The 12,499-nt window shown below is 39.2% G+C and carries 10 protein-coding genes; 5 read left to right on the top strand and 5 right to left on the bottom strand.

Features of this window, described 5'->3' with window-relative positions; translation table 11 throughout:
• Positions 1 to 42 precede the first annotated feature (42 nt).
• Positions 43 to 1,575, top strand: a complete 1,533-nt coding sequence (locus tag IQ31_RS02140; RefSeq protein WP_145326976.1) for a reverse transcriptase domain-containing protein — start codon at positions 43 to 45, stop codon at positions 1,573 to 1,575.
• A 547-nt stretch (positions 1,576 to 2,122) separates the two neighbouring features.
• Here IQ31_RS02140 and IQ31_RS02135 read toward each other — a convergent pair.
• Positions 2,123 to 2,371 carry a helix-turn-helix domain-containing protein gene (locus IQ31_RS02135; RefSeq protein ID WP_145326975.1) on the bottom strand — a complete coding sequence of 83 codons (249 nt, stop codon included), beginning with the start codon at positions 2,369 to 2,371 and terminating at the stop codon, positions 2,123 to 2,125.
• Between the two features lie 1,013 nt (positions 2,372 to 3,384).
• On the opposite strand from IQ31_RS02135, the gene IQ31_RS02125 reads away from it, so the two are divergent.
• From IQ31_RS02125 to IQ31_RS02110, 4 genes are read left to right on the top strand one after another with little or no spacing between them, the layout of a single operon-like run.
• Positions 3,385 to 3,759: a hypothetical protein gene (locus tag IQ31_RS02125; protein ID WP_145326973.1), complete on the top strand. Its 375-nt coding sequence runs from the start codon at positions 3,385 to 3,387 to the stop codon at positions 3,757 to 3,759.
• Between the two features lie 18 nt (positions 3,760 to 3,777).
• Positions 3,778 to 5,088 carry a TlpA family protein disulfide reductase gene (locus IQ31_RS02120; RefSeq protein WP_145326972.1) on the top strand — a complete coding sequence of 437 codons (1,311 nt, stop codon included), beginning with the start codon at positions 3,778 to 3,780 and terminating at the stop codon, positions 5,086 to 5,088.
• The gene (locus IQ31_RS02115; RefSeq protein WP_145326971.1) at positions 5,088 to 8,300 is read left to right on the top strand and encodes a SusC/RagA family TonB-linked outer membrane protein; all 3,213 of its coding nucleotides are present in this window, start codon (positions 5,088 to 5,090) and stop codon (positions 8,298 to 8,300) included. The genes IQ31_RS02120 and IQ31_RS02115 overlap by 1 nt, the downstream gene beginning before the upstream one ends.
• A 3-nt stretch (positions 8,301 to 8,303) precedes the next feature.
• Positions 8,304 to 9,638: a RagB/SusD family nutrient uptake outer membrane protein gene (locus IQ31_RS02110; RefSeq protein ID WP_145326970.1), complete on the top strand. Its 1,335-nt coding sequence runs from the start codon at positions 8,304 to 8,306 to the stop codon at positions 9,636 to 9,638.
• A gap of 47 nt (positions 9,639 to 9,685) precedes the next feature.
• Here IQ31_RS02110 and IQ31_RS02105 read toward each other — a convergent pair whose 3' ends face one another.
• The 4 genes from IQ31_RS02105 to IQ31_RS02095 all read right to left on the bottom strand — a co-directional run bounded on the left by IQ31_RS02105 (position 9,686) and on the right by IQ31_RS02095 (position 12,434).
• Entirely contained in the window at positions 9,686 to 10,075 is a 390-nt protein-coding gene (locus IQ31_RS02105) for a hypothetical protein (protein ID WP_145326969.1), read from the bottom strand.
• A 177-nt stretch (positions 10,076 to 10,252) separates the two neighbouring features.
• Complete coding sequence (locus IQ31_RS27260) at positions 10,253 to 10,420, bottom strand: hypothetical protein (RefSeq protein WP_158638776.1); 168 nt, start codon at positions 10,418 to 10,420, stop codon at positions 10,253 to 10,255.
• A gap of 296 nt (positions 10,421 to 10,716) precedes the next feature.
• Entirely contained in the window at positions 10,717 to 11,391 is a 675-nt protein-coding gene (locus IQ31_RS02100; RefSeq protein WP_145326968.1) for a hypothetical protein, read from the bottom strand.
• A 35-nt stretch (positions 11,392 to 11,426) separates the two neighbouring features.
• On the bottom strand, positions 11,427 to 12,434 hold the full coding sequence (locus tag IQ31_RS02095; protein ID WP_145326967.1) for a helix-turn-helix domain-containing protein: 1,008 nt from the start codon (positions 12,432 to 12,434) through the stop codon (positions 11,427 to 11,429).
• Positions 12,435 to 12,499: the final 65 nt, after the last annotated feature.

Raw genomic sequence — 12,499 nt, 5'->3', positions numbered from 1 at the left:
CTAGCTCCGTCGGGAAGCCCTATCCATTTATAAACTAAAATTATGAGTAAGAAGGAAGAGATAGATTGGTTTAAATTAAAGAGATATCCACATATAGGATATCCTTTAGGTTTGAGGGATCGAAAATGGGTGACAAATTATGTTAAAACCAAGACGGCCCAACACTCGTTTTTACCTTTTATTCATAGAACATCCAAGGTTCGAAAGTTTAGGAAGAAATATAATAATGAAACAGGGATTGTTGAAAATGAAAAAAAAAGAGTCCCTAGTATCAAGCTTCGAGAACTATACTATGCAAGCCATTTAGATTCATTAATATATAGTTACCATACAAAAGAACTTAGTGATAAATATGAAACTTTCATTTTAGGTTCAGATCTCGCAAAATCTGTCATTGCTTACCGTAGAATTAAAAAGCCAGGATTAAAGTCTCATAAAAGTACGATTGATTTTGCAAAAGAAGTTTTTGACTATATTCAAAACTATAGTTTAGATAATCTTGTAGTCATGACATTTGATGTCTCTAGTTTTTTCGATAATCTCAATCATAATTTATTGCTAAAGGAGTGGGTTAAAGTTGCAGGCGGAAGCAAACTCGATGATTCTTCATTTAATATTTTTAAAAGCTTGACTCGATTTACTTATGTTGAATTAGTGCAATTATTCGAAAGTTATAAAGAAAAAATAATAGTTGAAAAATTCGACAAAGATGGAAATAGTCTAGGTAGAAGAAAAAAGAAAATTTCAGCTATAAAATTCTTAAAGAATCAAAATGCCATATCGTTTTGTGAAAAGGAAGAATTCTTGAAAACTAGTAAAAGGTTAGTTAAAAGGAAATTATACCAAACTGATAATACTGGTGAATTTTTGTTTGATGAAAATGGCTCTAAAATTAAACGCGATTATGGTATTCCTCAAGGAACTCCAATGAGTGCATTGCTGTCAAATATATATATGATACCATTTGATGAAGCTGTTTTGAACTTATTAGATGGGAAAAGTTTATATCGTCGGTATTGTGATGATATAATAGTTGTTTGTTCAAAAATTGAGTATGTGAAAATAAAGGATTCTATTTATGAACTGATCAAAGAAAGAAAATTAGAAATTCAACCTCAAAAAACACAAGTTTTTCACTTAAAGAGAAAAGGAGAAGGGTTTCAATGTGGACAAGAGTTTCCTGACGGAATTAATTGGAATAAAAAGCTCACTTATTTAGGTTTTGAATTTGATGGCAAAAAAGTTTTATTGAAGTCAGCAAGTGTTTCAGGATACTATAGAAAAATGAAACGTGGAGTTAGACGTGGTAAGTATTTTTCGAGTAAAATTTATGGAGGAGAGAAACAGCCTTTGTTTAAACGCAGGATTTATAAAAGATATAGTTATTTGGGTGCAAAAAGGTGTCGAGTCTATTTACCTGATAAATCAAACCCTAAAAAATTTTATAAATCTGAAAGATATAATTGGGGAAATTTTTTATCATATGCTTACAAAGCTGAGTCAATATTCAAAACTGGCGCCATAAAACGTCAAATCCAAAGGCACTGGAATATATTGCATAAGTTATTAAGCTGATAATTTATTGATATTGTTATTGGACTTGCAAATAAAATCGGCAGTTAAGCTGAAGTAGTCAAGACTTAATCTGACAGTTGCGATAAATTAACAACTGTAAAATAAATTAGAGTTATAACAACACAAGAAAAAATCATCAAGAACAAACTGGGGGTTTTAGAACTTGCCCAGCATCTGTCTATTTCGGTAATGTTGGGCCAGATGTTTCGGCGATTGCATATTCCGGTGATATGCACTCAAGTATTCCGGCGATAGGCACCCAGTTTTTGTGACTGTGCTTCTTGTTTAGCATGACAAAGTTACGGTTTTTTACGTAAGCTTTCTCCTTTGATAGTAAACCGATATGCCGTATGCACAATTCTGTCGAGTATTGCATTGAACTTCACATTATCTTCATTTGATTATACATTTTCCTCTATTATTCGCCTCGCGATTGAATTCTTTAATCTTATTTAATCAAATTATTCCTCTTTAGCATTTTAATTGCAAATCTAAAATTACATAACGGAGCTTACTAAGCTGCTCGATTTTTTTACTGTTATGCGAACTAGATATTGAGAGGCTTTTCAGGCATAAAATCTTTTATGCTACATTCTAATCCTGTTGCCAGCTTGTTTAATTGATCGTAGCTATACATGCTGGGAGAGTTTTCTATTTCAATCTGCCCTATATATCCCGGGGTTACTCCAAGCATTTTAGCAAGGTTTGCTTGACTTACATTTTTTTCATTCCTCATTTCTCTAACCAACTTCACAATTTCCCACTCGATTTTAGTTTTCGGTATTTTTTCACCCATAATTTCATAAAATTATTTGCATAGCAATAACTAAGTGATTATATTTGCTTAGTGATAGCTAAGTTTTACTTGTCTGTCTTATTTTATTGATGCCTTTCATAAAGGGCATCGAGTTAACTTTGAAAATATTAAGTGTTTTGAGCACTTTGATATTATTGACGAGTCTCCAACTTTCCACTTGGTACCTGGGAAGGAGGCGGTAAGGTTAGCTCATTACCTGCGAATATTGTATCTTTGCATACGCGCGGGGATGAGCCTTGCTGAGTAGCCGCTTCCGGGTACCACCTTAAGTTTACTTAAGGCCTAGCTAATGCCTCCGGGCTTTAGCGAAAGAGTGGCGAAAGGCAAGGTTTCATTCCTTAGTTAATTTTTGGAGCTCGTTCACATAAAAACCAAAAAAGATTATGAGAACGAACAGTACAAACACCTTTCATTACCCGCCACCGATCAGAGATCGCTTGTTGAGGTATTCCCGCAAATCACTTTTAAAGAACATTTTTCGTGCGCCTGAATAGGTCACAATAAATAAAACAGGCTGTAAAAGAGCAATAAATAGGGGAGGTGTTGACTTTCCTTAAAATGAAAAGACAGCTGAACGCAGTTCAGTCTAATTTCCCTCTTTTTACGCCTGTCACCGACCTATACATTTATATGATTGCATTAAAAGGTAATATTGGCCAGTGATACAGCTTCATTTAAAATTCGCACTTTAAAATTAAGCAAATTTTCATTCAGTCCAAACTTTTCACCTGTAGTTTTTATTGCAATCCAATAGTGTTGTAGGTCGGTATTTACTTCTTTCCGGCAGGGAGCGCCATAATTAACCCTATGTATGCCTTGAAATTGTATTTCGGCGCTTTTCGGACTTTTAATCTTATTTGTCCATTTCGCATAGGTGGCATTTGATCTGTGCAGTGACAAGCCTTTTTAACGCGAAAAAATCGCGAAGGGGGATGCTTTGGCCTAATTTTCCGGTAGCACCTCGGGTTTGTCATATTTGATGAAACTAAATTATGAATCAAAAATCAAACAATATGCTACCCTTTGAGCTAGCATGTTATGAAATATACGACAATGGATACGATCCATTACATACCATTATGGACTTCTGGTCCCAACATACCATTACCGAATTACAGGAAATCCTGTGGGTACTCTTTGAAAACTATAGAAAGGGGACCGTACAGGAAGATGTTGCCGACGTAAAGCAGATGCATACCTTTTTGATGAAAGTGTGCCGTGTGCTGATGGCTTATTTCCTGGTGCACTTTCGCAAGATCGGCATTGATGTGCTGCCATTTGCCTTTGCGGAACCTGCCGACGTCATTACGGCCGATCTGGAAGCCAAACAAAGGATCCACAGTTTCTTTAACCGAATTGCTGAATAATACTTAATCCACAAGCAGATGATAAAAAGATCTAATCTATTCACTGCCTTATTGGATAAGGTAGTCAATATTCCAATTATACAGATTACATTACTTGTAATCGTTTTCCTCTTAGTTTCTATGTTTAGTTTATCAGCTCAGACGCCCCGCAAGAACAGCGGGGCCGATGGGCCAACTCCGCTGGAGATTGGTGACAGAATTCCCGAAGAGTTATGGAACAGTGAGTTTTTCTTTTTTAATGAACGATTAAATAATATACAGAAAGTCTCACTTAACGAATTTAAAGCAAAGCCACTCGTGTTAGACTTTTGGAATACGGGATGTGCTCCTTGTTTAACCGGGCTAGCCAAACTTTCTGATTTCAGCAGAGGTTTGGATATAGGCCTTGTTGCAGTCTCAGAACAGACGGAAAAGTCCATTTTGTCCTTTTTTAAGAGGAATGATCTATTAAAAGGTACTGGTCTGAGAAGCATTATAGCTGACAGCAGATTGAAAAGTTATTTCCCGCATGAAAGTATACCTCATCTGGTATGGATAAATAAAGAGGGCGTCGTCGTTGGTCTCACGGGAAGCAAGGAAATCACGAAAGATGACCTGCTTACCTTCGCCACAAAAGGTGTATTGCATGCGGAACTCAAACCTGAACTCCAGCCGAACTTCCATCGATTTATAGTGGATATGGAGCTTAATCGAAAGGTTCGATCTACCCATGACAGTCTATTGGGCTATGCAATTATAACCGACCATGTAAAAGATATAAGCCCTTTTGAAAAATCTAAGGTCGGTCCCTACGAGATTATTTCTTATCGAAATAGATCAATTCTGAGCTTATATAGATTGGCCTATGCAGACCGCTACAAATTTGCCGCTAATCAGATCATCTGGAATGTTTCTGATCCGGAAAGATTCGAATATTATCTTTCTAAAGGCGAGGGTATAGCATACTGGGAGAAAAAAAACCTGATCTGCTTCGAATCAAAATCCATAGGCAGGATCAATATGGCTGATCTCTTGAACACCTGTCTGGGCTTAAATGTCAGTGTAAGGGATTCACTAGTTGAATGTATTGTTGTAAAAGCAGGCAAGGGGAGGACATCCATAAAACCTAAATCGGGCAGGGAATTTAAATCGCTAAAAAATCTGATCAAAGATCTTCGCCTGAGTAGGCCTAATTGGCAGATTATTGATTCAATAAAAGGTGAAGTTCTTATTCCCAATTATTCAGTGAAGGACTTTGAGACGAAGGACAAGCTCTGTAATTTCTTAAAAGAAAACGGTCTAATTGCCGAAAAAGACAAAAGAATTGTAAACTTCTTAATTATACAGTGATGAAACAGTTGAACTATTATATATTATTGGTCGCAACTTGTTTTATGTTGCGGCTTGAAGTGTTTGCGCAGAATCCTGTCATGCTAAAAGGCCGTGTGCAGAACCAAGAAGGAAAGGCGCTTTCAGATGTCAATATTATTTCGGTAGGAAAGGGCAACTTTAAGGTTCAGAACAATGGTACCTTCAATATAAACAGTCTTTCGGTCGGCGATACCCTCAAATTTTCGCATATATCCTACGTCCCCAAATCGTATGTTGTCAGGTCGAATGACCTGAATATCCTGATCGTACTGGAACGTAATTCGATCCGATTGCAGGAGGCTGTATTCTCTACAGGTTTTCAGTATATTCCAAAAGAACGTGCTACTGGATCGTTCGAGAAAATAGATTCACTTTATATCAATCGTTCTCCCGCACCTAATATTTTGACACGTGTCAAGAGCATGGTCTCTGGTATGTATTCGGATAATGCAAATGCTAATTTTAACAATACAGGGAAATTTGCAAACGAGTCACTCAACATACATGGGGTTAGCTCAATCCGAGGGGCCAATTACCCCCTGATCATTGTCGATAATTTTCCCTATAGTGGTGATATAAATGCCATTAATCCGAATGATGTGGAAAATATCACTGTCTTAAAGGATGCCGCCGCCAGCTCCATTTGGGGAGCACAGGCGGGCAATGGTGTTATTGTTATTACCACAAAACGAGGTAAACAAAACTCATCGCTGGTGGTAGAGGCGAGTCAAAATACCGCAGTCATCCAAAAACCTGATCTTTTTAAAAGACAGGCTATTGCGAATGCTGACCTGATTGCGGTGCAGCTGGAATTATACAATAAAGGCTATTACAATTCGAATATAAATTCAAGATCCAAACCCATCCTTCCGATGGCGATTGAGGCCATGGAGAAAAAGAAAAAAGGATTGCTAACCGAAGAGGAATTGAATGATCTCTTGGATACTTATGGTCAGACGGATATTAGAAATGATCTATTGAAATATCTTTATCGGCCTGCAATCAGTAGCCAATATTCTTTTTCAGTGAGTGGCGGCGGTGACAGGAATAGTTTTCGTATATCAACAGGGTATGACCGCTCAAAAGGTACTCAGGTCTCCTCAGATAATAATAGGTTTACGCTGAAGGCTTATAATAAACTCAAGCTGACGCGAAAACTAGAGGCGGAGCTTGATATGATGTATGCTAGATTAGAAAGCAGGCAGACGCAGCTGCTCAGCTATTATGACAATTCCGGGAGCAGGTATCCATATTCTTCATTGGCAACTGCAGACGGCCAGTTTCTTTCAATACCCTATAATTATAGCATTGGCTATATCGAAAGTTTAGCTGATCCTAATCTGCTGGACTGGACATATAAGCCCTTGGAAGAATTACAGCACAATAAGGGCAATGCTGTGCTGAACAGCTTATTGACCAGTGCGTCGCTAAATTATCAGATCAACAAACTGTTTGGACTGAGTTTTAGGTATAGAAACGAAATACAAAAGAACGATGATGAGACGGTTTTCGACCAGTACTCCATAAGATCAAGAGGAATGGTCAATCTATATACCAATGTCGGCACAAATGGAGTGGTCAATAGACCGATACCTGTTGGGGGGATACTTGAATTCGGAAGCAATAATGCCGTTTCACATTTTGGTCGTTTTCAGGTAGATTTTAAATGGAACAATCATCCTGATCATAGGGTGAACGTAATACTGGGGTCAGAAGTCAGCGCGAAAGCCGTTAAGGCGTTTACGGATGGAATGTATGGTTATGATGGGGAGAAGCTAATCTATAGTACCCAAATTGATTATATGAATAGGTATCCTACTTACAATAATCTCGCATCCAATGCACAGATACCTTCTTTTATAACCAAGAGCCAGACAAACAATAGATACGTATCATTATTTGGAAATGGATCTTATACTTTATTGAACCGCTATACGGTAAGTGGCAGTTTCAGAAAAGATGCTTCCAATGTTTTTGGTGTAAATACAAATGATAAATGGAATCCGCTCTGGTCGGCTGGATTGAGCTGGAATATCAAGAAGGAACGGTTTATGGAATCTATTCCTGTCAATGAACTGAAATTCCGGGCTACATATGGTTTTAGCGGAAATATTGATCCCTCACGTTCGGGAAATACAACAATTCAATACAGCACACTTAACGCTTTATATGGCATCAGTTGGCCATCAGCGCAGGTACTTGTTGCTCCCAACCCTTCTTTACGTTGGGAAAAAATAAAAACATTTAACCTCGGACTTGATTATTCCCTATTCAATAGCCGTATTTCAGGAAGTGTGGATATGTACTGGAAAAAGTCATTTGATCTGATCCACCTATATCCGTTGGATCCGACGGTAGGTTTGATCAGTCAGCTTATGAATGTGGCAGATGTAGACGGCAGGGGTGTTGATGTTCGTTTATCGTCAATTAACTTCAATAAACGATTTAAATGGCGGACTGATTTTATCTTCACCTACAATAACAATTGGGTAAAAAAGACTTTTGTTGATTATCCGGGAGCTTCTTCTTTGGTGTCCAGTTCTTTTATAGCCTATAAAGATGTGATGCCCTACGCCATGTACAGTTATAAGTTCGCGGGGCTTGACCCGCAGACAGGTGAACCGATGGGATATTTTAATGGCGAAGTGTCAAAAGATTATTCAAAGATGGCGGGTAAACAGGCTCCTATTGAAGATTTGAAGTTGCACGGGTCTAAACGGCCACTGATCTACGGTACTGTAAACAGCTTTTTTGATTACAAAAAATTTAATCTGTCCTTTTCTTTGCTGTATCAGTTTAAATATTTTTTCAGAAGGCCTTCCATAAGCTATTCAGATCTTTACAGCAGGGGGGATGGTCATCCTGACTTTTACAGTAGGTGGCAGAAGCCGGGCGATGAAAAGTCGACCAATATACCTGCAATGACTTATCCATTGAACAAGGCAGACGGATTTTATGGTAATAGTGAAGTGCTGGTCGAACCGGCTGATCATATCAGATTGCAGGATATTAAACTTCAGTATCGAATGGGTGAGATTAGTCCCTTGCACATCAGTCAATTAAGCTTCTTTATTTACATAAGTAATCTCGGAGTAATCTGGCGCAAGAATGATAAAGGCCTTGATCCGAGTTATCCAAATACAATTCCGGTTCCCAAACAGTACACTTTTGGATTTAATTTAAAATTTTAAGAAATGAAAACTACGTATTATAAATGGATATTATATGCTGCTTGTTATTTGTGTATCACTTCATGCAAAAAGTTTTTGGAAGAAAAGCCCGATTCCAAGCTTAATACACCGAATAGCAACATTGAACTGACAGCCATTTTGGACAATCATTCGTTCAGAAATCCCGGGCTTCTGGAGGTCGCTTCCGACAATTATTACCTGACAGATGCAAATTTTAAAGCCATTTCAATGGTAGAATATCGGGAAGCTTACCTCTGGTCAAAAGAGCCGACAGAAAATAGCTTTTGGAGTAATTCTTACATCACTATTTTTTACGCTAATGTGGTGTTGGATTATCTTGATAAGGTAAATTATCTGCCGGATGGTCTTAGTCGTAATGAGCTGAAAGGAATGGCTTTATATCACCGTGCCTTTTCTTTTTATTCACTGGCACAGGTATTCTGTAAATATTATAACAAAAACAGCGAAAATGCTTTGGGAATAGTACTTAAGACCAATTCGGATATCAATGAGAAATTACAGCGGTCAAGTTTGGGCGAAACCTACAATCAGATATTACAGGACCTGGAAGAGGCTCTGGGGCTTTTATCGGATAAAAAATATGAATACCCAACAAGACCTAATAAAACAGCGGCTCTGGCGCTGTTAAGCAGAATATATCTGGGACTTGGGCAATATGACAAATCACTGGCATATGCAGATAGGGCGCTGGCGACAGGTGGAAAAACAATTGATTATAATCAAATTAAAAAAACAGGAGCCCGTCCATTCGATGCCTACAATGATGATATTATCTTTTATGCCTTGATGATCCCTACAAGTGTTTTATTGGAAGATAAGGCTACCGTGGATACGCTGCTGTATAACAGTTATGCCAAGGAGGATAGGAGAAAAGAATTGTTTTTTACGAAAAATGCCAATGGCACCTACGCGTTTACCGGTAATTATAACCCTTCTGGACAGGGTATATTTATGGGATTGACGGTAGGAGAAGTGTTATTGAATAAAGCAGAAGCTGAATGTAGGGCCGGGCAACTGAGCGATGCAAAATTAACCTTAATGGAATTATTAAAAAATAGATATGCTGAGATACCAACATTGCCGGTTAACGAAGCATCTCTGCTGGAATTTATTCTTTTGGAAAGGCGGCGAGAACTTGTATTTAGAGGACTGCGATGGACGGACTTAAGACGATTTGCTGCTGAGAATAGGATAGTTGATCTTAAAAGGAGAATTGACGGTGAAGTCGTTTCGATGCAGGGAAAGAGTGTGATGGAATTCGCTTATAAAATTCCGCTTCAGGTCATTGAACGGGGCGGCATCGAACAAAATCCATAATCGGAAGTGGGACAATGAAAATCATTGTCCCACTATCCCTAACCTACTTAGTTATGAAAACGCACTTTGTTGGTGTCTTGAGGCTCGTTTTTTAGAATCTGGTTTTCCAGTTCATTTAAACTTCCTTGAGTAGGTTTCCCACTTCCATTATCTTCACCATGCACCTCACACAATTGTGCCCCAGTGCTACAGGAAGGTGATGTAACTGGCGTATAGTTGTCCGGATCCATTATTTCATCCTCATAATTAGGATCAGAGGAATTTGGTCCAGTATACTGGAACCATTGATCCGGAACAAATGTGGATTGTGTTTCAATATTAGACTGCTTATCCACTTTCTTTTCCATTGCATTTACCGCGAATGCGATACCTAGTACTAAAGTCAATGCCGACCCGAAGGCGATGGCAGCTTTTTTAATAAACTTTTTGCTGTTCATTTTTGTGGTCTTTTTTATCCGATCAAAAAAAGGTTGCCTCAAAAAACTTTGATTAATTTTATGTTGTGGGGTGTCTTTTAGCAGACCTCGCTGGCTAGCTTTGCATCCCGATACGCAGCCTGCCTGTTCCCAGATGACCCCTAAGGGCCATCCGGGATTTCCGTGAACAGTGCCCCTTTACGGTTGTGCAACGTTCGCTGTACAACTCTCTTCTGGGCGAAGACAATCCGATGCGGTAAAGTGTCCAGTTGAAACGGGTCTTTGACCAGCCTGCTGACCAATGCCTTGGGCATAGACAGCAGATGCACCTGCGTCCTCAGGGACGAGTATAGCTTTCCGATGCAACGGAAAAGGGCTATCATCCTATTCAATATATGGTACTTTCTGTTCATAAAACTTTGTTTTACCTGATCCATTTGTCTGTTGGCAGCGGCGCATCCTTAGCGCGGCCTGCCCACTGGGCTTTTATTGTTTCTTCGTTTTTATCCTACTAACTTTTTCGTCGTTAACTTATACCAAAGTTCGGTACTAAAAAGCAGCCGGACTTGGCCGAATCTGGAGTCGAGTATGTACCGGATTGAAGTGATGATAGGGTATGGCAATAAAAAATCCCCTCGGGAGGGGATGCTGCGGTTAAATTTTCAAAGGTGTATTGTGGTGGCTTCTTGGATAATCTCGTCAATGAATGCCAGATATTCGTTTTCGCTTTTAAAATTTGGCTTAATTTTCCGATCTACTCGATAAAGAATATGATCGCGTATAAAGACTTCTTCAAAAACAGAACAGATAATTACATATTTATGTGTCAGGTCAATCTTCGAAAGAAGATGATTTACTTCAAGATAATCACCACCGCTACTCAAGATCAGTATCTCGGCTTTCGCAGCAGACAGTTCCAGCGTTTCCTCACGAATTTCTATTAAACGGGGGTGTTTGGTGAGGGTTGTGACGATATCCACTTTTGATAGATTGATCATCTGCCATGCCACATAGCTATAGCTCGTTTTAATGGGCAATGGCTGCCGCGGTGCTGCTATCTTCCTTGCATGGGACAAAAGGTAATAAAGCATAGCCTTTGGAGAATAAATATTGCCAGCAGCATTTGCTGCCTTGAGTACCTCTTCATCAAGTTGATAATTTTCAGGGAAATAGGAGGCGGCCATCTCGATACAAATACGTAGCGGGCCATATTTCCAGGCTCTATATTTTCCACAGACTTTTCTCGCAATAATCTTGCTTTTGTCAGCTGGCTCAGCGATAAAAAGTTTTCCGATCGCGCTGAAAAATTTTCCGATTTTTTGAATGATTTCTTTCATGTTTTTAGGTCACTAGGTTAATTTAACAATAAATTTTATAAATAGTCTTGGTTATACCGCTTAAAAAACTCCGTAGCCGTCATGCCCGTTTTCTTTTTAAAAAAGCGTGCAAAACTGCTCGGTGAGGCATAGCCCAGTTCATAGGCGATTTCATTTGTAGGCATACCGTCCACAATATATTTCTTGGCGAGATCTAGCATGAATTCTATTTTCAGCTTTTGAGGACTCTGTCCATAATAAAGTTGGATAAGCTGATGCAGATAGTCCATACTGATCCCGAGCTGCCAGGCAATATCGTCCAGTTTAAAATCCTGGCCAAGCTCGGATACGGCCTGCTTAATAGCTGCATGGGCTTCTTTGGATTTGATTTGGGATTCCGAAATCCTGTCATATTCTTCAAAGATCTTTTCCTTCGATAGCTGGATTAGTTTCTTGATACCCCAAAGGATATTGACCTCACTGTCGAGGTCGCCTTTCTTGATTTTTGACGCAATGGTTTTTAGCAATGAAATGGTCCTGATGCCAGCACGGAAATCGATGCTGCACCACGAATTCGGATCTTGTTTTCGATAGGCATGGATCAAGGGGTGAAGAAACTGGAAGGGACGCTCATTGCCATCGCGAAAAATGCTACCGCGGAAATAAAAGTTAATGAGGGTATACCTTCCGGCAGGAACATGGATTTCATAGTCACTTCTGGTTAAGTAAAAGTAGCGGCCGCGATTGCAAGAGATGCTGTAACTGATCCGCTTCTGGACATCCCTGATCTGAATAGCACGATCTTCTGTAAAGAGATAAAAGATATGCATATCCGACGCTGTGACTTGCATCGGAATGACAATATCCGCAGGTAGATGCAGATCCAATATATTGATGTAGCCGAGCATGCCATCAAACAGCTGCAGGCAGGCTTGCCCATGTTGGTTTTCGTAATGTTGATAGTCCGCATTGGACATGCTTATGCTTGGCTTGAGCGTATCAGTTCTCGGACTGATCGGCTGGTCAAATACTTGTGCGATATCGATCTGTAGTGCTGTTTTCATAATGGTGTATAAGTCAATAAAAATCCCCCCGGTCAGGATTTCGGTATGATCGGGGGAAATGGATT

Origin of the sequence: Sphingobacterium siyangense (genome assembly GCF_007830445.1) — a bacterium.
In the GTDB taxonomy this organism is placed as follows: Bacteria; Bacteroidota; Bacteroidia; order Sphingobacteriales; family Sphingobacteriaceae; genus Sphingobacterium; species Sphingobacterium siyangense.
This window is presented reverse-complemented; position numbering and strand designations above follow the sequence as displayed.